Consider the following 22,456-nt stretch of genomic DNA (forward strand, 5'->3'; position numbering starts at 1 on the left):
CGCCGCCCGCATGCGGCCCCGGCCCGGGGGAACATGGGCGCATGGGCGACCCGCTGGAGACCTACCGCCGCAAGCGGGACTTCGGTCGTACGCCGGAGCCCGCCGGCGAGCTCGCGGCCGCCGACGGCGCTCCCCGGTTCGTCGTCCAACGGCACCGCGCGAGCCGGCTCCACTACGACCTCCGGTTCGAGATCGACGGCGTCCTGGTCAGCTGGGCCGTGCCGAAGGGGCCGACGCTCGACCCGTCGGCCCGGCGGCTGGCCATGCACGTCGAGGACCACCCGATCGACTACCTCGACTTCGAGGGCGTGATCCCGGCCGGCGAGTACGGCGGCGGCGACGTCGTCGTGTGGGACATCGGCACGTGGGAGCCGGTGAAGACCGACGACCCCCGCGCGTCCGTCGAGGGCGGCGAGCTGCACGCGGAGGTGCACGGCCAGAAGCTCCGCGGCCGGCTCGTGCTGGTCCGGCGCGACGGCGACGGCGAGAGCGGCGAGCCCTGGATGCTGCTGCACAAGCGCGACAAGCACGCCGTCGAGGGCTGGGACCCGGAGGACCACCCGCGCTCCGTGCTGAGCGGGCGCACGAACGACGAGGTGCTCGCCGACCCCCACCGCCTGTGGCGCGCCGGGGTCCCCGCCGCGGAGGCGGCCGTCTCCCTCCTCCATGACCCGCTGCCCGACAGCGCCATCGCCGAGCTCGAGTCCCTCGGCAAGCAGGGCACGTGGGACGTGTTCGACCGCCGGCTCAAGGTCACCAACCTTGACAAGGTGCTCTTCCCGGGCGACCCGCCCGTCACCAAGCGGGAGCTGCTCGCCTACACGGCGCGCATCGCGCCCGTCGCGCTGCCCTACGTCGAGGGCCGCGCCCTCAACATGCACCGCTACCCCGACGGCGTCGAGGCCAAGGGCTTCTGGCACAAGGAGCGCCCCGCGCACGCCCCCGACTGGCTCGGCGCCTGGGACAACGCCGCGGCCGACGAGGGCGAGACCGAGACGTACGTCGTCGCCGACGAGCCCGCCGCGCTCGTGTGGGCGGCGAACTTCGGCGCGCTCGAGTGGCACCCGTGGACCTCGCGGACCGACGCGCCGCACGAGCCGACGTACGCGCTGGTCGACCTCGACCCCGGCTCGTCGACGAGCTGGGAGGACCTGCTGGTCCTGGCCCGCCTGCACCGCACGGCGCTGGACCACCTCGGCGTCACCGCCCGCGCGAAGGTGACCGGCAGGCGTGGCATCCAGATCTGGGTGCCGGTCGTGGCGGGCTACTCGTTCGAGGACACCCGGGCGTGGGTCGAGAAGCTGTCGCGGACGGTCGGCACGGTGGTCCCCGAGCTGGTGAGCTGGAAGTGGGAGGTCAAGGCTCGCAAGGGGCTCGCCCGGCTCGACTACACCCAGAACGCGATCAACAAGACACTCGTCGCGCCCTGGTCGCCGCGACCCGGACCCGGCGCGCCGGTGTCGGTGCCGATCACCTGGGACGAGCTCGACGACCCCGACCTGCGTCCGGACCGGTGGACGGTGCGCTCGGTGCTCGACCGGCTCGACGAGAAGGGCGACCCGTTCCGGATGCTCCTCGGCGCGGCCCAGGAGCTGCCGGAGATCACCTGAGGCGGGCAGTACGCTCCCACCGTGCCCGTGACCGTCCGTCGAGCCGACGCCGCCGACGCCGAGGGCCTCAGCCGGCTGGCCGCCCTCACGTTCCCGCTGGCGTGCACGCCGCAGACGTCCGCGGAGTTCCTCGCCCACCACATCGCGACGCGGCTCGACCCGGCCAGCTTCCGGCGCCACCTCGCCGACCCGGCGTGTGTGGTCCTCGTCGCGGTGGACGGGGTGGACGGGGCGGACCCCGTCGGCTACACCATGCTCCTCGGCGGCGAGCCGTCCGACCCGGACGTGACGGCCTCGCTGCACCACCGCCCGACCGTCGCGCTCGAGCGCTTCTACGTCCACCCCGACCACCACGGCTCGGGGGTGGCGCGCCGGCTGATGGAGGAGACGATCGCCGCTGCGACGGCGACCGGCGCACGCGGCGTGTGGCTGGGGGTCAGCGAGGAGAACGCGCGGGCCAACGCGTTCTACGCGCGGCACGGCTTCGACCAGGTCGGCACCAAGCGGTTCCACATCGGCGACGCCTGGGAGGACGACCTCGTGCGGGAGCGTCCCCTCCCCTAGAGGTCGACCTCGCCGACGACCCGGGTGACCGCGTCGCCGGAGACCCACACGCGGTCACCGTCCGCCTCGAGCCGGACACGACCTTCGCGCCCGATCACGCTGCCCTGGCGGGAGGTGTAGGCCGTCGGCAGCGCGCCGCCGCCGATCAGCCACTGCGCCAGGCCGGCGTTCGCGCTGCCGGTCACGGGGTCCTCGGTGAGGTCGCGACCGTCCGCGAAGAAGGCGCGCACCTCCACGTCTGCGCCGTGCTGTGCGGCCGCCGCCGCGTCCCAGCGCCCGAGCACCGTGACCTTGAGGTCGGTGAACGTCGCGACGTCCGGCACGACGTCGAGCACCGCCTGCGCCGTCCCGAGGTCCACCCCGACCCAGCCGGGGCCGTTGTCGATCCAGGCGATGTCGCGGACGTCCGCCTCGCGCACCCCGAGCGCGGTGACCACCCGCGCGCGGAGGTCGGCCTCGACCGGGCCTGACCGTCGCAGCGGCGGCGCCGCGAACCCGAGCCGCGGCGAGCGGCGTACGTCGACCAGTCCGGCGGCGCACTCCTGCACGACCACGTCGCCGCGCGGGACCCCGCCCGCCTGCAGCCAGGCGTGGGCGCTGCCGATCGTCGGGTGGCCGGCGAAGGGCAGCTCGCCCGCGGGCGTCCAGATGCGCACGCGGTAGTCGGCCGCCGGGTCCGTGGGCGCGCACAGGAAGGTGGTCTCCGACAGGTTGGTCCACCGCGCGAAGCGGGCCATCTGCGCGTCCGTGACGCCGTCGGCGTCGTGGACCACCGCGAGCGGGTTGCCGAGCCACGGCTCGGCGCTGAAGACATCGACCTGGCGGAAGGGCAGCACCCGGCGATCCAAGCACAGGCCAGCACAGCCCGCCCGCGCGCGGGCCCATGACCTCCGAGGTCATGGATCCACCGCGCCGTCGCGCCCACGCTGGACGCATGACCACCACACACAGCACCACCACCGCCACCCGCCCCGCCGAGCGCGCTCCCTGGGTCGTGCACCCGCTGGCCGCCACCGTCCTGCTCGTCGACGCCGCCGTCACCGGCGTCAACGGCCTCGCCTACGTCGCCGCCGGCGGCTGGCTCGCCGACTGGTTCGGCATGCCCGTCGACCTCGTGCGCGTGCTGGGCGTCGTCCTGCTCGCCGTCTCCGCCGGGGTCGCCCTGCTCGCCACCCGCAGCCGCATCCCCCGACGCGGCGTGTGGGCGCTCGTGGCGGTGAACACCGCCTGGGTCGTGGCCAGCGTCGACCACGCCGTGCTCGCCGACCTCACCGGCCTCGGCACCGCCTGGGTGCTGCTGCAGGCCGGCGTGGTCGCGGTCTTCGCCGCCGTCCAGGCGTGGCTCGCCCGCCGCGGCTGAGGCCGACCTGCCATCGTGTCGACCATGTCCGTCACCACCGGCTCTGTCACCTCCGGGTCCGTCACCTCCGGGTCCGTCACCGACGAGGCCCCCACCCGCGACGACGTCGGCGCCCTCGTCCGCCACTGGCGCGAGCGCCGGCGCCTGTCGCAGCAGGCGCTGTCGGACCGGTGCGGGGTCTCCACCCGCCACCTGTCGTGCATCGAGACCGGCAAGGCGCAGCCGAGCCCGGCGATGATCGGCCAGCTGAGCGAGGCGCTCGACGTCCCGCTGCGGGTCCAGCGGCGGCTCTACACCGCGGCGGGCTTCGTGCCCGACGCCTCCGAGCTCCCGCTGGGCTCGCCGGGCCTCGCACAGGTCAACGCCGCGATCGAGCTGATCCTCGCGGGGCACGAGCCCTACCCCGCCCTCGTCATCGACGGGGGCTGGGACCTCGTGGCGGCCAACGACGCGGCCTACCGCCTCCTCGCCGACCTGCCCGGCGAGCTGCTCGAGCCACCCGTCAACGTCGTCCGCCTCTCCCTGGACCCCCGCGGCCTGGCTCCCCGCATCGTCAACCTCGCGGAGTGGCAGGCGGGGATCATGGGCCGGATCCGGCACGAGCACGAGATCTCCGGCGACGCCCGGCTGGCGGCGCTGCTGACCGAGTTCCCCGTCCCGGCCACCGCGGCCGCGCCCGACATCGTGCTGACCGTCCGGCTGCGCGCGGGCGACGACGTGCTGTCGTTCCTCACCACCACGACGGTGTTCGGCACGACCCGCGACGTGACGGTGGCCGAGCTGGCGATCGAAGCGCTCTACCCCGCCGACCCCGCCACCCGCGATCAGCTGGTGGCGCTGGCCAGCAGCTCGAGCGCCTGACGGTAGCCGTCGACGCCCTGCCCCGCGATCGTCGCCACCGCGTGGGGCTCGACGACGGACGTGTGCCGGAACTCCTCCGGCCGCTGCCGGGGGTCGCTGATGTGCACCTCGACGAGGGGCGCGGCCAGCTGGGCGCACGCGTCCCAGAGCGCGAGGGAGTAGTGGGTCCACGCGCCGGCGTTGAGCACCACGGGGACCGCGTCGTCGGCGGCCGCGTTGAGCCAGTCGAGCAGGTCGCCCTCGTGGTTGGTCTGGCGCACCTCGACGTCGAGCCCGAGCCCGCGCCCCCACTCGACGCACCGGTGCGCGAGCTCGGCGTGGGTGGTGGAGCCGTAGATCTCCGGCTGCCGGCGCCCGAGCCGGCCGAGGTTGGGTCCGTTGAGCACCAGCACCCTCACGGCGCTCCCCCGATCGCGGCGTAGGCCGCCCGCAGGTCGTCCTCGGCCGGGCCGGCGAGGATCCGCGGCGAGGCGAGGTCGTCGAGCACGACGAACCGGAGCTGCGAGCCCCGGGCCTTCTTGTCGACCTTCATCGCGGCGTGGAGGTCGTCGAAGGAGTCGCCGTCGTACGTCGTGGGCAGGCCGACGCGCGACAGCGCCGAGCGGTGCCGCTCGACCACCGCGGCGTCGAGCGACCCGGCACGGGCCGCCAGCTCGGCGACGTAGACGCAGCCGATGGCGACGGCCTCGCCGTGACGGACGGCGTAGTCACTGGTGCGCTCGATGGCGTGGGCGAGGGTGTGGCCGTAGTTGAGGACCTCGCGGCCCGGGTGGCCGTCGCCCCCGCCGCGCTCACGGAGGTCGCCCACCACGACGTCGATCTTGACCCGGATGGCCCGTTCGACCAGCTCGCGCAGCTCCGCCGAGTCGGCGGTCAGCGCCGCCGGGTCCGTGCGCTCGACCAGGTCGAGGATCGCGGGGTCGGCGACGAACCCGCACTTGACCACCTCGCCGAGGCCGGCGACGAGCTCCGCGCGCGGCAGCGAGGCGAGCAGCGACAGGTCGCACAGCACGCCGGCCGGCTCGTGGAAGGAGCCGACGAGGTTCTTGCCGGCGCCGGTGTTGATGCCGGTCTTGCCGCCGACGGCGGCGTCCACCATGCCCAGCAGCGTGGTGGGCACGTGCACGACGCGTACGCCGCGCAGCCAGGTCGCGGCGACGAAGCCGCCGAGGTCGGTGGTCGCTCCCCCGCCGATGGTGACCACGGCGTCGGAGCGGGTGAAGCCGGCCTCGCCCAGCGCCTCCCAGCAGTCGGCGGCGACCGGCGCGGTCTTGGCCCGCTCGCCCTCCGGCAGGCCGAGGGCGAGCACGTCGTAGTGCTCGACCAGACGGTCGACGACCGGGTCGGCCAGGGCACCGAGCGTCCCGGCGTAGAGCACGGCGACCCGCTCCACCGACTCGCCGAGCAGCGCCGGCAGCCGGTCGGCGAGGTCGTGCCCGACGACGACGTCGTAGGGCGAGGCGCCTCCGACGTGGAGGACGGTGTCGGCCTGCGGCGTGCTCATCCCAGCAGCTCCCGGATCTCGGCGGTGACGTCGTCGGGCGTGCGGCCGTCGGTCTCGACGACGTGCGTGGCGACCGACTCGTAGACGGGGGTGCGCTCGTCGAGGAGCGCCTTGATCCGCGAGCGGACGTTGCCCAGCAGGAGCGGGCGTCCCACGCCAAGGCCGACCCGCTTCACGGCGTCGGAGAGACCGACCCGCAGGAAGACCACCGGCACGCCGGCCAGCAGGTCGCGCGTCTCCGGACGCAGCACCGCGCCGCCCCCGAGGGCCAGCACGCCGTCGTGCTCGGCGAGGGCCGCGGCCACCGCCGCCGCCTCCAGGTCGCGGAAGTGGTCCTCGCCGGACTCCACGAAGATGTCGGAGATCTCCCGACCGGTGGTGCTCTGCACGTCGGCGTCGGTGTCACGCACGGGCACGCCCCACGCCTCGCCGAGCAGCCCGGCCACGGTCGTCTTGCCGGCGCCCATCGGACCGACGAGCACCACGCGAGGCGCCATCAGCGGAACCGCAGGGTGTCGAGGTAGGCCTCGGCGTTGCGGCGGGTCTCCTGCACCGAGTCGCCGCCGAACTTCTCCACGACCGCGTCGGCCAGCACGAGCGCGACCATCGCCTCGGCGACGATGCCGGCGGCCGGCACCGCGCACACGTCGGAGCGCTGGTGGTGCGCGACGGTGGCCTCGCCCGTGGCGACGTCCACGGTGCGCAGGGCCTTGGGGACCGTCGCGATCGGCTTCATGGCGGCGCGGACGCGCAGCACCTCACCGGTCGACATGCCGCCCTCGGTGCCGCCGGAGCGACCCGTGGTGCGCCGCAGCCCCTCGTCGGTGCTGACGATCTCGTCGTGCGCCTGCGACCCCGGGGTGTCGGCGAGCTCGAAGCCGTCGCCGACCTCGACACCCTTGATCGCCTGGATGCCCATCAGCGCGCCCGCGAGCCGGGCGTCGAGGCGCCGGTCCCAGTGCACGTGCGAGCCGAGGCCCGGCGGCAGTCCGTGGACGACCACCTCGACGACGCCGCCGAGGGTGTCGCCGTCCTTGTGCGCCTCGTCGATGCGCGCCACCATCGCGGCGCTGGCGTCGGGGTCGAGGCAGCGGACCTCGTCGGCGTCGAGGCGTGCGACGTCGTCCGGGCCGGGCACGACGCCCGCCGGCGCCTTGACGCCACCGAGCGCGACGACGTGCGACACGACGCGCGCGCCGACGGCCTGCTCGAGGAAGTTGGACGCCACCCGGCCCAGCGCCACGCGGGCGGCGGTCTCGCGCGCCGAGGCCCGCTCGAGGATCGGGCGCGCCTCGTCGAAGGCGTACTTCTGCATGCCGACCAGGTCGGCGTGGCCGGGACGCGGCCGGGTCAGGGGCGCGTTGCGGGCGAGGGCCTCGAGCTCCACGGGGTCGACCGGGTCGGCCGACATGACCTTCTCCCACTTGGGCCACTCGGTGTTGCCGACCTCGATGGCCACGGGGCCGCCCTGCGTCTCGCCGTGGCGCACGCCGCCGAGCACGCGGACCTGGTCCTGCTCGAACTTCATCCGCGCGCCGCGGCCGTAGCCGAGCCGGCGGCGGGCGAGCGAGTCGGCCAGGTCGTCGGTCGTCACGCGGACGTGGGCGGGCAGCCCCTCCAGGATCGCCACCAGGGAGGGGCCGTGGGACTCGCCTGCTGTGAGCCATCGGAGCATGGCTGCAGTCTCTCAGCCCCAGATGCGCCCAGCGAGCGCAGTCCCCCAGACGAGACCCACGAGGGCACCGAGGACCATGAACGGCCCGAACGGGAAGGACTTCTTGAGCATCGCCCGGTCGCGGCGGACGAGGGCCAGGGCGGCGGCCGGCAGGGCGAACGCGATGAAGCCGACCCAGAGCCCGATCGCCAGCGCGCCCCACCCGGCCCAGCCGAGCACCAGGCCGACCGGGGCGGCCAGGCGCACGTCGCCGAAGCCCATGCCGGCGGACCGGACGAACCACAGGATCCAGAAGAACGAGCGGGCCACCACCATCGCGAGCAGCGCGCGGAGCAGCGCCTCGCGCTCCCCCGTGGCAAGGCCGACCGCGGCGACCGCCGCGATCGCGGCGAGCGTGGCGGGCAGCACGACGATCCGCGGGAGCAGCCGGGTGTGCCAGTCGACGACCGACAGCGCCACCGCGACGGGGACCAGCGGCACCAGCCACAGCAGCGGCCAGTCGAGCCCGGTCGCCGCCCCGAGGAGGGCTCCGCAGACGCCCGCCACCGCGGCGGAGCGCCACCGCAGGCCCGGTCGCGCGGCGATGTCGGCGTAGAGCATCTTGGGCGGCTCGTCGGAGGACGGGTCGTCGTCCTTGGGCGCCGGCTCCGGCACCCGGGCGACCAGCGTCGGCACGAGGAGGCCGCCGACAGCGGCGAGGAGGCCGGCCAGCAAGGTGGCCAGCAGGGTGTCGTTCACGGCGACATTCAAGCGGGATTTCGTGCCGCGAGGGCGCGTTCGCCCGCATCGCGCATCACGGCCAGCGGCGCTGCCACGCCGGTGAAGAGCTCGAACTGGAGCGCCGCCTGGTGGACGAGGAGGTCGAGACCGCCCACGAGCACCCGGCCGGAGGCCAGTGCGGCGGCGGACAGCGGCGTGGGCCACGGGTCGTAGAGCGCCTCGAACACGACCGGAACCGCCTCGCACCGCGCGACCAGCTCGGCGGTCTGTGCCGCGGCGGGAACGGTCGAGACCACGAGGTCGGCCGCGAGGTCGCCCGGGCCGTCGAGCGCCGCAGAGCGTACGTCGACGCCGGCCGGGTGCGAGCGCAGCACGGCCACCGTGTCCGTGGCCCGAGCAGCGTCACGCACCAGCAGCTCGATCCGGGTCACACCGAGGTCCACCAGCGCGAGGCCGACCGAGGCGGCCGTCGCCCCACCGCCGATGATCGCCGCCGAGGCCAGGGGCCGGGAGGTGCGCTCCCGGATCGCGGCAGCCGCCCCCGGGAGATCGGTGTTGTCGCCCACCCGGGCACCGTCGTCGAGCACCACTGTGTTGACGCCACCGGCGAGGCGGGCGCGGTCCGTCAGCCGGTCGACCAGGGTGAGCGCCTCGCGCTTCAGCGGCATCGTGAGCGACAGCCCGCGCCACTCCTCACCGAGCCCGCCGAGGAAAGCCTCGAGCCCGCCCGCCGGCACCCGGTGGGCGTCGTAGGTCCAGTCCAGGCCCTGCTCGGCGTAGCCCGCCCGGTGCAGGACCGGCGACAGCGAGTGGGCGACGGGGTCGCCCAGCACGCCGCAGCGCCGGACCGGGTGCGACCCGTCGCTCACCCCACCCTGCTCAGCAATGGCCGGATCAGGATCGGTGGGATCAGCATCGGTCCGAGGTCTCGCAGTAGGCCTTGTACTCGTCACGTCCCTCGAGGAAGCCGTCGTAGTCCTCGTAGAACTTGGTCTCGCCCGTGGAGAGGTCGACGGTGACGTAGTAGTACCAGCCACCGTCGGCCGGGTTGGCCGCCGCCTCGATGGCGTCGTCGCCCGGCGCCTCGATGGGCGTCGGCGGGAGGCCGGCGTTGATACGCGTGTTGTAGGGCGTGTCCTCCGCCAGCTGCTCGGGGGTCAGCTCCGTCGACCCGGGCGAGAGCCCCAGGCCGTAGGCGATCGAGGCGTCGATGCCGAGCGTGCCGTTGGTGCCGCCCTTGTCGCCGGGGCCGTCGAGCCGGTTGTAGATGACCCGCGAGATCTTCGGCATGTCGTCGCCGCGGCCCTCGGCCTCGATGAGGGAGGCGATGATCATCAGCTCGCCCGGCGTGTGGCCGAGCTCGGCGGCACGGGCCTCGAGGTCCGCCTCCTCCGCCGCCTGGCGCCAGCGGTCGACCATCATCGCGAGGATGCGGGCAGGCTTCATGCCCGGCTTGACCTCGTAGGTCGCCGGGAAGAGGTAGCCCTCGGCGTTGCCGCCGGCGTAGTCGGGCAGGCCGAGCTTGTCGGGCTGCTGCAGCGCGCGGTTGTAGGCCTGCTCGGTGAAGTCGGTGTTCTCGGCCAGCGTCGAGACGATCTCGGTGAGCCGGAGGCCCTCGGGGATCGTGACGGTCGGGAAGCCGATGAGGTTGGCCGGGTCGATGAGGACCTCGAGCGCGTCGGACGCCTTCATCTGCTTCTGCAGCTCGTAGGCGCCGACCTGGATGCCGCTGGACTCCGGCTCGCCGGCGGCGGCGTCGATGAACGCCTGGACCGACTTGGTGACGCCCTGCTCCTTGAGGTTGCGGCCCATCTGGGCGACCGTGTCGCCCTCGTTGACCGTGAACTCGACCGACCCGCGGCCGGGGCCGGGGTAGTCGTCGGGGCCCTGGAACTGGTCGGAGACCCACGACACGCCCTGCGTCAGGGCGACGTAGAAGCCGCCGAGCAGGACGACCAGCGCCACCAGGACGGCGAGGCACCCCTTGAGGCCGCGGCCCTTGCGCCGCCTGCCGCCGGGGACGTACTCCTGCTCGTAGGCGCCGTCGCGGTCCTCCTCGAGGGTCGCCTCCGAGCGCTGGTCCTCGTGCTCACTCATCTGTCACCTCGACGATCTCTCCCGGTGCGTGCCCACTCGACCGCTCCGTGTCGAGCGCAGTCTGCAGGATCAGCACCGCCGCTGCCTGGTCCACGACGGCGCGGCGCCTGGCGCCGTGACGGCCCTGCTCGCGCAGGATCGACTCGGCCGACACGGTCGTCAGTCGTTCGTCACAGAGTCTCACAGGCACGGGCGCGACCCTGCGCGCCAGCCGTCCGGCAAGGTCGCGCGCCTTCTCCGCGGCCGGGCCCTCCGTGCCGTTGAGCGAGCGCGGCAGGCCGACCACGACCTCCATCGCCTCGAGCTCGGAGACGAGCTGGGCGAGGCGTCGTACGTCGCCCCTGCCGCGCCGCACCGTCTCGACCGGGGTGGCGAGGAAGCCGGTGGGGTCGCTGGTCGCGACGCCGATCCGGGCGTCGCCCGGATCGATGCCGACCCGCACCCCGGCGCGCATGCTCAGGACTGCACCCGCTGGGCGACCTCGTGGGAGACCAGCTCCAGCGCCTCGCCGATGCGCGAGGCGTCACTGCCGCCGCCCTGCGCCACGTCGTCCTTGCCCCCGCCCTTGCCGCCGAGGAGCGGACCGACGGCGCGCACGAGCTCGCCGGCCGACAGCCCGCGGGCGCGCGCCTCGTCGTTGGTGGCCGCGACGACCGACACCTTGGTGCTGCCGCCGTCGGTCTGGGTGCCGATGAGGACCACCACGCCCGGCTCGCCCTGCGGCAGGCGGCCGCGGACGTCGAGGGCCAGGTTGCGCACGTCGGCGCCCCCGGCACCCTCCGCGTGATGGGCGACGAGCCGGACGGGGCCGACCTGCGCGGCGGCCGCGGCGAGGCTGGCGCTGGCGCCGAGGAGCTGGGCGAGGCGGGCCTTCTCCAGCTCCTTTTCGACCGCGCGCAGCCGCTCCGTCAGGCCCTGCACGCGGCTGACCAGGTCGTCGGGCTGGGTCTTGAGCAGTCCGGTGAGCTGCGCGACGACGTCGCGCTCGCGCGCGAGGTAGCCGAAGCCCTCGACACCGGTGAGCGCCTCGATCCGGCGGTTGCCGGAGCCGACGCTCGCCTCACCGGTCACCACGACGGTGCCGATCTGGGAGGAGTGGTCGACGTGCGTGCCGCCGCAGAGCTCACGCGACCAGGGGCCGCCGATCTCGACGACCCGGACCTTGGTGTTGTCGTAGGTCTCGCCGAAGAGGGCGATGGCGCCCCACTCCTTGGCCTGCTCGAGCGTCATGAAGTCCCACGAGACGGGCAGGTCGGCGCGCAGCGCCTGCTGCGAGACCAGCTCGATGTCGCGGACCTGCTCCGGGCTGAGCGCCTGCGTCCAGCCGAAGTCGAGGCGGAGGTAGCCCGGCCGGTTGTAGGAGCCGGACTGCAGCGCCGTCGGGCCGAGCACCTCACGGAGCGCGGCGTGCACGACGTGCGTGCCCGAGTGGGCCTGGCGCGCGCCGGTCCGCCACTCCGGGTCGACGCGGGCGTGCACCTCGCGGGCGGGGTCGAGCTCGCCCTCGAGCACGCGCACCTGGTGCACGACCAGGCCCTTGATCGGTCGCTGCACGTCGAGGACCTCGAGCCGCCCGCCGTCGAAGACGATGGTGCCGGCGTCGGCGACCTGCCCGCCCGACTCGGCGTAGAACGGCGTGCGGTCCAGGACGAGCTCGCCGATCTCGCCCTCGCCGAGACGGGGCACGGACGAGCCGCCGCTGAGCAGGGCGAGGGGCCGCGACTCCGTCTCGAGCGTCTCGTAGGCCAGCCACTCGGTGGGGCCGTGCTGGTCGAAGATGCCGCGGTAGACGGCCGTGTCGCCGTGGGCACCCTTCTTGGCACGGGCGTCGGCCTTGGCACGCTCGCGCTGCTCGGCCATCAGCCCGCGGAAGCCCTGCTCGTCGACCTGGAGGCCCTGCTCGGCGGCCATCTCCAGGGTCAGGTCGATCGGGAAGCCGTAGGTGTCGTGCAGCGCGAAGGCGCGCTCGCCCGACAGCGTCGAGCCACCGGTGCCCTTCACCTCCGAGGCGGCGAGGTCGAAGATCTGCGTGCCGGCCTGGAGCGTCTTGCGGAACGCCTCCTCCTCGGCGTAGGCCACCTGCGAGATGCGGGCCCAGTCGGTGAGGAGGTTGTCGTAGGTCTGGCCCATCCGGTCGCGCGAGACCGGCATCAGCTCGGGCAGCACGGGGTCCTCGCAGCCGAGCAGCCGCATCGAGCGCACCGCGCGGCGCAGCAGTCGGCGCAGGACGTAGCCGCGGCCGTCGTTGCCCGGCGTGACGCCGTCACCGATGAGCATCATCGACGAGCGCACGTGGTCCGCGACGACGCGGAACCGGACGTCGTCCTCGGCCGAGGTGGGCCCGCCGGCGCCGTAGCGGCGGCCGGTGAGCTGCTCCGCCCGCTCGATGACGGGGAAGACGACGTCGATCTCGTACATGTTCTGCTTGCCCTGCAGCAGCAGGGCCACGCGGTCCAGGCCCATGCCGGTGTCGATGTTCTTCTTGGGCAGCGACCCGGAGATGTCGAAGTCGGACTTGGAGCGCACGGCGCTCAGGTCGTCCTGCATGAAGACCAGGTTCCAGATCTCCAGCAGCCGGTCCTCGAGCTCGAAGGGCATGTCCGGCCCGAGCGTCGCGGCGTCGAAGTCGGGGCCGAACTCGGGACCGCGGTCGTAGAGGATCTCCGAGCACGGGCCTCCGGGGCCCGGGACGCCCATCGACCAGTAGTTCTCCCTGGGGCCGAGCTCGATGATGCGCTCGCGCGGCAGCCCGGTCACGGTCATCCAGTGGTCGATGGCCTCCTCGTCGCCGACCAGCACGGACGGGTAGAGGCGCGCCTCGTCGAGGCCGAAGCCGCCGTCGGCGACCGGCTTGGTGATGAGGTCCCAGGCCAGCTCGACGGCGCCCTGCTTGAAGTAGTCGCCGAAGGAGAAGTTGCCGCACATCTCGAAGAAGGTGCCGTGCCGGGTGGTCTTGCCGACGTCCTCGATGTCGGGCGTGCGGATGCACTTCTGCACGCTCGTCGCGCGGTCGTAGGGCGGGGTCTCCTGGCCGAGGAAGTAGGGCTTGAAGGGCACCATCCCGGCGTTGACGAACAGCAGGTTGGGGTCGTCGGCCAGGAGCGAGGCGGAGGGCACCACGGCGTGTCCGGCGGCCTCGAAGTGCGCGAGGAAGCGGCGGCGGATCTCGGCGGTGTCCATCAGGTCGGGTCCTTCGTATCGGGGGCGGGCTCGGGGGCGGGCTCGGGGGTGGTGAGCTCGGGGGTGGTGCTGCCAGCAGTGGGCCTGAGCCCGAGCTGCTCACGCAACTCGATTTCGCGCTCGGTGCGAGCGTGGTGGACCTCCTCGGCGAAGAGCCGGGCGCCGACCTGCCAGCCGCGCAGGCGGTCGCGGAGGCCGTCGGCGGTGAGGGACTCGGCGGCACGGCGGGCGCGGGCGGCGGCGTACACCCCGACCCCCGCCCCGGCGACGAACCAGAGTGGGCGACCCATCAGGCGACGTCCTCCCGGACCGCACGCTCACGGGCGCGGTACTCGCGCAGCGCCTGCTTCATCTCGGCCCGCCGCTCGCGTCCGCTCCGCCTGGTCTCCTGGCGGACCTGGAACCTGATCCGGTTGCGGCTCTCGGCCGACAGCGCGCGCCGCAGCCCGTGGGTCCACGACGCCGCCTTGACGACGGTCTCGCGGGCCACGACGTCGGCGAACAGGCGCCCGTCGATGGGCTGCGCGAGCGGACGCGCCTCCACGACCGCGGGCTCGGCGCCCGCGTCGAGGGCGGTGATGACGTACGAGCCCGGCTCGGCGACCGCGGCCGGCCCGGCCGGGGACTCCAGCTCCGCGACCCGGTGGGCGAGCCGCGTGAGGGCGGCCTCGGCGCGGAGCGCGCGACGCCGGGCCAGCACGGCGAGCAGGAGCGCCACGAGGGCCACTCCCACCACCAGGGCGCCACCGGCGCCCAGCCACTGCTGCTCCGTCGTCACCGGGACACCCTATAAGGCTCAGCCGCGGCCGCGGACGATGCGTCGTACGCGCTCCCACCGCTCCCTGATGCCGGCCTCCGCGCCCAGCGCGGTGGGCTTGTAGTACTCGGCGTCCTGCAGCTCGTCGGGCGCATATTGCTGCTCGGCGATGCCGTAGGGCGCGTCGTGGCTGTAGACGTACGGCTTCGGGGCACCGCTGTTGTGCCCGAGCTTGGCCGCGCCGGCGTAGTGGCCGTCGCGCAGGTGCGGCGGGACGGCGCCGATCTTTCCCGCGCGCACGTCGGCCTGCGCGGCGTCGATCGCGGTGATGACTGAGTTGGACTTGGGGGCGACGGCCAGGGCGATGGTCGCCTGGGCCAGGTTGAGGCGCGCCTCCGGCAGGCCGATGAGCTGCACCGCCTGGGCGGCGGCGACCGCGGTGGTCAGCGCGGTCGGGTCGGCCAGGCCGATGTCCTCGCTGGCGCTGACGACCAGCCGGCGGGCGATGAAGCGCGGGTCCTCCCCCGCCTCGATCATCCGGGCGAGGTAGTGCAGCGCGGCGTCGGCGTCGGAGCCGCGGATCGACTTGATGAAGGCCGAGATGACGTCGTAGTGCTGGTCACCCTGCCGGTCGTAGCGCACGGCCGCCTGGTCGACCGCGGTCTCGGCGGTGGCCAGGTCGATGGTGTCGAGGCCGTTGCTGGCCGCGGCGCCCGCCGCCGCCTCCAGGTAGGTCAGTGCGCGGCGTGCGTCGCCTCCGGCGAGGCGTACGAGGTGCGCGCGGGCCTCCTCGTCGAGGTCCGTCTCCCCCGCCAGCCCGCGCTCGTCGGTGAGCGCCTGGTCGATCACCTCGGCCACGTCGTCGTCGGTGAGCGACTGGAGCCGCAGCAGCAGGCTGCGCGAGAGCAACGGGCTGATCACCGAGAAGAACGGGTTCTCCGTGGTGGCCGCGATGAGGGTCACCCAGCGGTTCTCGACCCCCGGCAGCAGCGCGTCCTGCTGCGCCTTGGTGAAGCGGTGCACCTCGTCGACGAACAGCACCGTCTCCTGCCCGCCGCGGGCGAGCTCGGCGCGGGCGCCGTCGATCGCGGCCCGGACCTCCTTGACGCCCGCCGCGACGGCGGACACCTCGACGAACCGGCGCCGGGTCTGCTGGCTGACGATCGCGGCGATGGTCGTCTTGCCCGTGCCCGGGGGTCCCCACAGCAGCAGCGACATCGACTGGTCGCCCTCGATCAGCCGGCGCAGCGGCGACCCGGCGGCCCGCAGCTGCTGCTGGCCGACGAGCTCGTCGATCGTGCGCGGCCGCATCCGCACCGCCAGCGGCGCCGAGGCATGCGTGTTGGTGCCCAGCGACCCGGCGCTGGGCGTCCCCGACCCGGATCCCGACACCGATCCGGGCGCGGGGTGTCCCGCGCCCGGTATCTCGAACAAGCCGTCCACGTCGGTGAGTATCCCCCGCGGCGCCGGCCGCGGCCGACCCGCCTCGGTCCGGTCAGACGCCGGTCGTCTGCTTGGTGCGCAGGTCGAACCAGGTCTTCTCGTAGCCCGGGATGGTCAGCTGCGTGTTGGTGGGCGTGGCGCCGGGCACCGGGGTGCCCTGGTCGTCGACCCCGAGCAGCTCGGTCGTCACCGGCGTGGCCGGGTGGGCGCCGAGCTCGCCGGCGAAGTGGCAGGCGACCTTGTGCCGCTTGCCGATCTGGAGCAGCGGCGGCTCGACCTTCGCGCAGATCTCCTGCGCGAACTGGCAGCGGGTGCGGAACCGGCAGCCCGACGGCGGGTTGATCGGGCTCGGGACGTCGCCCTCGAGGCGGATGCGCTCGCGCCGCCCGCCGACCGCCGCCTGCTTCACGTCGGGCACCGCGGAGAGCAGGGCCTGCGTGTAGGGGTGGTGCGGCTTGCCGTAGATCGTCTCGCGGTCACCGATCTCCACGATCTTGCCGAGGTACATCACGGCGATCTCGGGGCAGAAGTGGCGCACGATCGCGAGGTCGTGGGCGATGAAGAGGAACGCCACGTCGAACTCGGTCTGGATGTCCTGGAGCAGGTTGACGACCTGCGCCTGGATCGACACGTCGAGCGCCGAGACCGGCTCGTCGGCGACGAGCACCTTCGGGTTGAGCGTGAGCGCGCGGGCGATGCCGATGCGCTGGCGCTGGCCGCCGGAGAACTCGTTGGGGTAGCGGTTGTAGTGCTCGGGGTTGAGGCCGACGATCTCCAGCAGCTCCTGCACGCGCGGGAGCACCTTGTTCTTCGGCACGACGTTGTGCACCTCGAGCGGGGCGCCGACGATCGTGCCGACGGTGTGGCGCGGGTTCAGGGAGGTGTAGGGGTCCTGGAAGATCATCTGCACGTCGCGGCGCAGCGGCTTCATCTCCTTGTTGGAGACCTTGGCCAGGTCGTGCCCGCCGAACATCATCGAGCCGCCGGTGGGCTTGTAGAGCCGCGTGATCAGCCGGCCGGTCGTCGACTTGCCGCAGCCGGACTCGCCGACCAGGCCGAGCGAGCCGCCCTTAGGCACCTCGAACGAGATCCCGTCGACGGCCTGCACGTGACCGATGGTGCGGCGCACCAGGCCCGAGGACCTCACCGGGAAGTACATCTTCAGGTTGTCGACCGTCAGCACGGCCGGGGCGTCGGGGTCGAGCTCGGCCGCGGTGTGCCCGTGCTCGGCCACCGTGGCGAAGTCGAGGTTCTCGATCCCCACCTCGTGCGTGCCGTAGGCGTCGCTCGCGTCGGGGGCCAGCTGGCGGTCGCCGGTCTCGGCGGCGTTGGCGCCGACCTCGGTCGGAGCGATCCGAGCCTCGGCGTTGGGGTCCTGGGTCATCGGGTCTCCTCGACGAGGTCGGGGGCGATCTCGGGCAGCACCTCTGAACGGTAGACCGCGGTCGGGTCGGCGAGGTGGCAGCGCTTGAGATGGGCCGTGCCCGAGCTGGCCGGCAACAGCTCGGGGAGCTGGGTGCGGCACAGGTCGCCGGGGACCTTGTCGGAGTGCACGCACCGCGGGTGGAAGGAGCAACCGGTCGGCGGCCGCAGCAGGCTCGGCGGGTTGCCCGGGATGGGGATCAGGCGCGCGTCGGTGGAGGCGAGCACGTCCGGGACGCTGGAGAGCAGGCCCCACGTGTAGGGCATCTCCGGCGTCGTCAGGATCTGCTTGGTCGTGCCGAACTCGACGCAGCGACCCGCGTACATCACCAGGACGTCGTCGGCCATCTCGGCGATGACGCCGAGGTCGTGGGTGATGATGATGACGGCCGAGTTGAACTCGCGCTGCAGGTCCTGCAGCAGGTCGAGGATCTGGGCCTGGACGGTCACGTCGAGCGCGGTCGTGGGCTCGTCGGCGATGAGCAGCGACGGGTCGTTGATGAGGCCCATGGCGATCATCGCCCGCTGGCGCATGCCGCCGGAGAACTGGTGGGGGTAGTCGTCCACGCGCCGGTCGGGCTGCGGGATGCCGACGCGGTCGAGCATCTCGATGGCCTTCCGGCGGGCGTCGCGCTTCGACGCGCTCGAGTGGTGCACCAGGTAGGCCTCCTCGAGCTGCTTGCCGATCTTGTAGAACGGGTGCAGCGCCGCGAGGGCGTCCTGGAAGATCATGGCCATCGAGTTGCCGCGCAGGGCACGCATCTTGGACTCGCCGAGGCCGACGACCTCGGTGCCCCCGACGCGGATGGACCCGGAGATCTGCGCCGACTTGGCGTCGTGCAGGCCCATCACGGCCATGCTCGAGACGGACTTACCCGAGCCGGACTCGCCGACGATGCCGAGGGTCTTGCCCTTCTCCACCGAGTAGGTCAGGCCGCTGACGGCGGTCACCGGCCCGTCCTCGGTCGGGAAGGTCACCTTGAGGTCCTCGACCTCGAGGTAGGGCCCCTCGCCGGTCGACGTCTCGGCCGCGGACGACTGGGTCATGGGAACGCTGGTCACGAAAGCCTCACCCTCGGGTCGAGCACGCTGTAGATGATGTCCACGAGCAGGTTGGCGATGATGAGGACCACCGCGCTGAACAGCGCGGTCGCCATCACCACCGGGAGGTCCCTGCCTTGAACGGCCTCGAGGCTCCACCAGCCGATGCCCTGGATCTCGAAGATCCGTTCGGTGAAGATCGTGCCGGCGAGCAGGGTGCCGAAGTCGATGCCGAAGATCGTCACGACCGGCACCAGGGCGGCGCGCAGGCCGTGCTTGTAGACGATCGTGCGTGCCGGCAGGCCCTTGGACTTCGCCGTGCGGATGTAGTCCTCGGACAGCGCCTCGACCATCGCGCCGCGGGTGAACCGGGTGTACTGGGTGCACCCGAAGATGCCGAGCGCGATCCAGGCCAGGAAGAGCCCGCTGAACCAGGCCCACGGCCCGTCGGTGATCGGTGAGAAGTAGCCCGTGTCGCTGAACAGCGGGATCTCGAACCTGATCGTGAGGTAGAGCCAGGTCAGCAGGGCGAAGAGGTAGTAGGGGATCGAGCTGATGAACAGGAAGCTCGAGACGAGGGCCTTGTCGGCCACGGTGCCGCGGCGCCGGGCCGCTGCCACGCCGATGGGGACGCCGAAGAGCAGGTAGAGGAACGCACCGCCGATGGCCACGGAGAAGGTCGCGGGCATGCGCGCGACCAGCTCCTCCTTGACCGGCTGCTTGGTGCGGAAGCTGACGCCCAGGCAGGGCGCGGCGCACTCGTACTCGTTGGAGGCGATCGTCAGGGTCCGGCCCACGAAGACGCCGGCGGCGAACTTGCCGTACTCCTCGTAGACCGGGTTGTTGTAGCCCAGGGTCTCCTCGTAGACGTCGAGCCGCTCGCTGGTGCAGCGGTTGCTGGTCTCGCGGTCACAGATCGGCTGCGCAGGACTCGACGGTCCGTACCAGAACAGCAGGAAGATCGCCATCGAGACCAGCGTCACGACGAGGACTCCCGAGATCAGCCGCTTCACGACATACGCGAACATCGCAGGTCACTCTCCGGGGGTGGTGGATGAGTCGGGCCCCCGAGGCAGACAGCCTACCGGGCCCGGGCTGGCGAGTGGGGGCCCCCGGTTCGGAGGCCCCCACCCGTCAGTGGTTGCTACATCATGCTGGGTTGGTGCTGGTGGTGCTGGGTGGTGCCCCCGTGGAGCGGGGCACCGAGGATCACTGCATCACGAACAGGTCCTTGTAGTTCGGCGCACCGATCGAGCCATCGCCCGTCGGGTTGCCGATCTTGGTGCCGAAGACGAACAGGTCGTTGCGGAACGCGGTCGGGATGATCGGGAAGTACTCCGTCATGATCTTCTCGTCCAGGTCGCCCCAGGCAGCGGGCTGGTCCTCCTGCGGCAGCGTGCTGACCGCTTCCATCTCCTCGTCGATCGCCGGCTCGGAGAAGTAGGCGGTGTTGTAGACGGCGCCGGTCTTGAGCAGCGACGGGACCATGGTGGCGCCCGACGGCCAGTCCGAGCACCAGTTCACGCCACGGAGGTTGAGCTGCTTGTTGACCTTGTTGTCGGGGTCGAGCCAGATGTTGTAGGGCGACTCCTGGACCGGGATGGCCTTGACGGAGAAGCCACCGGCCTCGAAGCCCTTGGTGATCTGGTCCTGGGCGTCCTTGGCCAGCGGGTCGACCTCGTAGTAGACCATGGTGATCTCGTAGGGCTTGTCGCCGTAGCCGGCCTCGGCCAGCAGCTCCTTGGACTTCTCGGGGTCGTACTTGATCTGCTCCCCGTCGACCTGGAACTCCTTCTTGCCCGCCATGCCGGGAGGCATGACCGAGTTGGCGTAGGTGCGGGTCACGCCCGGAACCTCACCGCCCGCGATCCACACGTCCTCGTAGGGGTAGGCGTAGGCAAGGGCCTTGCGGACCTCGATCTCGGGGATCTTCTCGTAGTCGGGCGTCAGCGTCGAGACGCACTGCGACGTCTGCTGCACGAGGCGGTCACCGAGCTGGCCGTTGGCGTCGTTGTAGTTGCCCGAGCCGAGCGAGGTGGCGACGGCGGTCTGGCTGTCGGAGTTGTCCGAGAGCATGATCTCGTCGACCTTGGCCTGGTCCTGGTTGAACTTGAACACGAACTCGTCGGCGTACTGGTGACGGGCCGGGTCGGAGTCAGCGGACCACTGGTCGTTCTTGACCAGGACCAGCTCCTCGTTGGGCTTGTAGCTGTCGACCTTGTAGGGGCCGTTGGACAGCGGCTTCTGACCGTAGTTCGGCGGCTTGGAGGCGTTGCCGAGCGGGGCCGGGCCCATGGCCATGAAGGCGCCCCAGTAGTCCATGTCGGGGAACGGGGTGGACATCTTGATGATGATGTCCTGGCCGCTGACCTCGATGCCGTCCCACTGCTCGCAGTTGGGGTCCTTCGCGGTGTAGGGGCCCTCGTACTCGTCGGCGCCGGCGAAGTAGGTCTTCGAGTACTCGGTGCCGGGACCGGACGGGAACGCCGTGGCGTCGAGCGAGCGGCAGATGCCGAACGCGACCTCTTCGGGCGTGACGGGCTTGCCGTCCTCCCACGTGGCGTCCTCACGGATGGTGAAGGTCCACTCCGTGAAGTCCTCGTTGGGCGTGCCGAGGTCGGTGGCGAGGTCGGGGACCAGGACGGGCTGGCCCTGCTCGTCACGGGCGTACTGGGTCAGCGAGCGGCTCGTGAGCGCCTGCTGGATCGAGTTGCCCGCCACCGACCAACCACCGGTGGGGTCGAGGGTGTCGGGTCCCGGCTCACCGGGGAGGTAGACGGTGATGGTGCCACCGGCAGCCGCACCCTCGACCTCGGGAGCGGGGCCCTGACGCTCAGCGTCCTTGGTGCCACCCTCCTGTCCACCGAACTCCCGGTCCGTGCCTCCGTCGCCACTGCCACCGTCGTCCGACGAACCGCCGCCACAGGCAGCGAGGGTCAGAAGAGCGGCTCCAGCGACGAGCGCGAGCGGCTTGTTCCGCTTCATGCTGTCCAGCCTTTCCTTTTTGTTCTCACCGAGGACGGCGTCTCCGGCGACGTGCATGACCTGGGCCGAGGTGTGCCTCAGCGCCGGGTCTTGGGGTCGAGGGCGTCGCGGATCGCGTCACCCAGGAGGTTGAGGGAGAGCACCAGGGCGACGACGCCGATCATCGGCTGCCACAGGTACTGCGGGTAGTCACGGAAGTAGACCGGGGACGCGGCGTCGAGGATCATCTGGCCCCACGACACGCCGTCGGTGACGCCGATGCCGAGGAACGCCAGCCCTGCCTCGAGGGCCACGAAGGCCGGCAGCATCAGCGAGATGCTGATGATGATCGGCGCCGCCAGGTTGGGCAGCAGCTCCTTGAACAGGATGCGCGAGGTGGGCATCCCCATCACCCGGGCGGCCTGGACGAACTCGCGCTCACGCAGCGAGAGGACCTCGCCGCGGATCAGCCGGGCCGTGCCCATCCACCCGAAGATCGACAGCACGATCACCAGGCTGACCTTCTGGACGGTCGCGTAGTTGTCGGAGGTGTTGAACCGGTCGTTGAGGATCGGCGCCAGGGTCAGCGCGGCCAGCAGGAACGGGATGGTGAGGAACATGTCGATGAAGAACGACAGGACCTTGTCGGTCGCCCCGCCGAGGAACCCGCTCAGCAGGCCGATCACGATGCCGACGAACGAGGCCACCACGGCCGCGATCGTCGCGATCATCAGCGAGACCCGGCACCCGTAGAGCCAGTAGGCGAGGTTGTCCTGGCCGGTGAGCGGGGCCACGCCCATGGGGTGGTCCCACGTGAAGGGGCCGTTGGGCGGGCCCATCTCCGGCTTGGGGAGGCCGTTGTTGAGGCCGTCGACCCGCTCGCTGGCCAGCGGCGTCTCGAGGCTCACGCCGAACAGGCTGCAGATCGGACCGGCGAACACCGCGCAGATGATGAAGAACAGCACGACGATCGCGCACACCACCGCGATCTTGTCGCGGGCCAGTCGGCCCAGGGCGATCCGCATCGGCGACTTGCCGGCGATCTCCTTGGCTTCGTGGCTGTTGGGATCCTGCGGCTGCGGCTCGCTGCTCAGCGAGCCCAGCGTCTCCGGCCCTGCGGTTCCTGCCGACATGCTCTCCCCATCTGCTTCGGGACTGTCCCGGCGCGCGTCCGGGGGTCACCCGAGGCCCGCGCCGAGACGGGACTCTATGTGACCCGTGCCGCATGGACGATCACTGGCGCGTAACGATCCCGTTA

The 22,456-nt window shown here is 72.3% G+C and carries 22 protein-coding genes; 4 read left to right on the forward strand and 18 right to left on the reverse strand.

Going from position 1 to position 22,456, the window contains the following annotated elements; all coding sequences use genetic code 11:
* Positions 1-41 precede the first annotated feature (41 nt).
* Both ligD and SHK17_RS12450 read left to right on the forward strand, forming a co-directional pair.
* A complete protein-coding gene (gene ligD / locus SHK17_RS12445; RefSeq protein ID WP_322919405.1) occupies positions 42-1,610 on the forward strand; it encodes a non-homologous end-joining DNA ligase LigD in 1,569 nt (522 codons plus the stop codon).
* Positions 1,611-1,631: 21 nt separating this feature from the next.
* Positions 1,632-2,174 (forward strand): GNAT family N-acetyltransferase, encoded by a 543-nt coding sequence (locus SHK17_RS12450; RefSeq protein ID WP_322919406.1) that lies wholly within the window; start codon positions 1,632-1,634, stop codon positions 2,172-2,174.
* Here SHK17_RS12450 and SHK17_RS12455 read toward each other — a convergent pair.
* The gene (locus SHK17_RS12455; protein WP_322919407.1) at positions 2,171-3,010 is read right to left on the reverse strand and encodes a PhzF family phenazine biosynthesis protein; all 840 of its coding nucleotides are present in this window, start codon (positions 3,008-3,010) and stop codon (positions 2,171-2,173) included. The genes SHK17_RS12450 and SHK17_RS12455 overlap by 4 nt on opposite strands.
* A 98-nt stretch (positions 3,011-3,108) precedes the next feature.
* Here SHK17_RS12455 and SHK17_RS12460 point away from each other — a divergent pair, with 98 nt between their 5' ends.
* Together SHK17_RS12460 and SHK17_RS12465 are read left to right on the forward strand one after the other, a co-directional pair.
* The gene (locus SHK17_RS12460; RefSeq protein WP_322919408.1) at positions 3,109-3,534 is read left to right on the forward strand and encodes a hypothetical protein; all 426 of its coding nucleotides are present in this window, start codon (positions 3,109-3,111) and stop codon (positions 3,532-3,534) included.
* 24 nt (positions 3,535-3,558) lie between these two features.
* Entirely contained in the window at positions 3,559-4,395 is an 837-nt protein-coding gene (locus SHK17_RS12465) for a helix-turn-helix domain-containing protein (protein WP_322919409.1), read from the forward strand.
* Here the strand turns inward: SHK17_RS12465 and SHK17_RS12470 are convergent.
* The 17 genes from SHK17_RS12470 to SHK17_RS12550 form a co-directional block, all read right to left on the reverse strand.
* Complete coding sequence (locus tag SHK17_RS12470) at positions 4,359-4,793, reverse strand: type II 3-dehydroquinate dehydratase (protein ID WP_172274519.1); 435 nt, start codon at positions 4,791-4,793, stop codon at positions 4,359-4,361. The genes SHK17_RS12465 and SHK17_RS12470 overlap by 37 nt on opposite strands.
* Positions 4,790-5,899, reverse strand: coding sequence for a 3-dehydroquinate synthase (gene aroB / locus SHK17_RS12475; RefSeq protein WP_322919410.1), 1,110 nt, complete (start codon positions 5,897-5,899; stop codon positions 4,790-4,792). Before aroB ends, SHK17_RS12470 begins: the two co-directional genes overlap by 4 nt.
* Positions 5,896-6,396, reverse strand: coding sequence for a shikimate kinase (locus SHK17_RS12480; RefSeq protein ID WP_172274512.1), 501 nt, complete (start codon positions 6,394-6,396; stop codon positions 5,896-5,898). The genes aroB and SHK17_RS12480 overlap by 4 nt, the downstream gene beginning before the upstream one ends.
* A complete protein-coding gene (gene aroC, locus SHK17_RS12485; protein WP_172274509.1) occupies positions 6,396-7,574 on the reverse strand; it encodes a chorismate synthase in 1,179 nt (392 codons plus the stop codon). The genes SHK17_RS12480 and aroC overlap by 1 nt, the downstream gene beginning before the upstream one ends.
* A gap of 12 nt (positions 7,575-7,586) precedes the next feature.
* Positions 7,587-8,312, reverse strand: coding sequence for an A24 family peptidase (locus tag SHK17_RS12490; protein WP_322919411.1), 726 nt, complete (start codon positions 8,310-8,312; stop codon positions 7,587-7,589).
* Between the two features lie 8 nt (positions 8,313-8,320).
* Positions 8,321-9,163: a shikimate dehydrogenase gene (locus SHK17_RS12495; protein ID WP_322919412.1), complete on the reverse strand. Its 843-nt coding sequence runs from the start codon at positions 9,161-9,163 to the stop codon at positions 8,321-8,323.
* A 40-nt stretch (positions 9,164-9,203) separates the two neighbouring features.
* The gene (gene mltG, locus SHK17_RS12500) at positions 9,204-10,391 is read right to left on the reverse strand and encodes an endolytic transglycosylase MltG (RefSeq protein WP_322919413.1); all 1,188 of its coding nucleotides are present in this window, start codon (positions 10,389-10,391) and stop codon (positions 9,204-9,206) included.
* Positions 10,384-10,845: a Holliday junction resolvase RuvX gene (gene ruvX / locus SHK17_RS12505; RefSeq protein ID WP_172274497.1), complete on the reverse strand. Its 462-nt coding sequence runs from the start codon at positions 10,843-10,845 to the stop codon at positions 10,384-10,386. Before ruvX ends, mltG begins: the two co-directional genes overlap by 8 nt.
* A 2-nt stretch (positions 10,846-10,847) precedes the next feature.
* A complete protein-coding gene (alaS, locus tag SHK17_RS12510) occupies positions 10,848-13,571 on the reverse strand; it encodes an alanine--tRNA ligase (RefSeq protein ID WP_322919414.1) in 2,724 nt (907 codons plus the stop codon).
* The gene (locus tag SHK17_RS12515; protein WP_322919415.1) at positions 13,571-13,861 is read right to left on the reverse strand and encodes a DUF6167 family protein; all 291 of its coding nucleotides are present in this window, start codon (positions 13,859-13,861) and stop codon (positions 13,571-13,573) included. The genes alaS and SHK17_RS12515 overlap by 1 nt, the downstream gene beginning before the upstream one ends.
* Entirely contained in the window at positions 13,861-14,349 is a 489-nt protein-coding gene (locus SHK17_RS12520; RefSeq protein WP_322919416.1) for a hypothetical protein, read from the reverse strand. Before SHK17_RS12520 ends, SHK17_RS12515 begins: the two co-directional genes overlap by 1 nt.
* A gap of 18 nt (positions 14,350-14,367) precedes the next feature.
* Positions 14,368-15,771 (reverse strand): replication-associated recombination protein A, encoded by a 1,404-nt coding sequence (locus tag SHK17_RS12525; protein ID WP_322919417.1) that lies wholly within the window; start codon positions 15,769-15,771, stop codon positions 14,368-14,370.
* A 52-nt stretch (positions 15,772-15,823) separates the two neighbouring features.
* Positions 15,824-17,155: an ABC transporter ATP-binding protein gene (locus tag SHK17_RS12530; RefSeq protein ID WP_322919419.1), complete on the reverse strand. Its 1,332-nt coding sequence runs from the start codon at positions 17,153-17,155 to the stop codon at positions 15,824-15,826.
* On the reverse strand, positions 17,152-18,240 hold the full coding sequence (locus tag SHK17_RS12535) for an ABC transporter ATP-binding protein (protein WP_322919421.1): 1,089 nt from the start codon (positions 18,238-18,240) through the stop codon (positions 17,152-17,154). Before SHK17_RS12535 ends, SHK17_RS12530 begins: the two co-directional genes overlap by 4 nt.
* Positions 18,241-18,251: 11 nt before the next feature.
* The gene (locus SHK17_RS12540) at positions 18,252-19,262 is read right to left on the reverse strand and encodes an ABC transporter permease (RefSeq protein ID WP_172274487.1); all 1,011 of its coding nucleotides are present in this window, start codon (positions 19,260-19,262) and stop codon (positions 18,252-18,254) included.
* A gap of 181 nt (positions 19,263-19,443) precedes the next feature.
* Entirely contained in the window at positions 19,444-21,219 is a 1,776-nt protein-coding gene (locus SHK17_RS12545; protein WP_172274485.1) for an ABC transporter substrate-binding protein, read from the reverse strand.
* Positions 21,220-21,296: 77 nt separating this feature from the next.
* A complete protein-coding gene (locus SHK17_RS12550; protein WP_172274483.1) occupies positions 21,297-22,331 on the reverse strand; it encodes an ABC transporter permease in 1,035 nt (344 codons plus the stop codon).
* Positions 22,332-22,456: the final 125 nt, after the last annotated feature.

It is taken from the genome of Nocardioides renjunii, assembly GCF_034661175.1.
In the GTDB taxonomy this organism is placed as follows: Bacteria; Actinomycetota; Actinomycetes; order Propionibacteriales; family Nocardioidaceae; genus Nocardioides; species Nocardioides renjunii.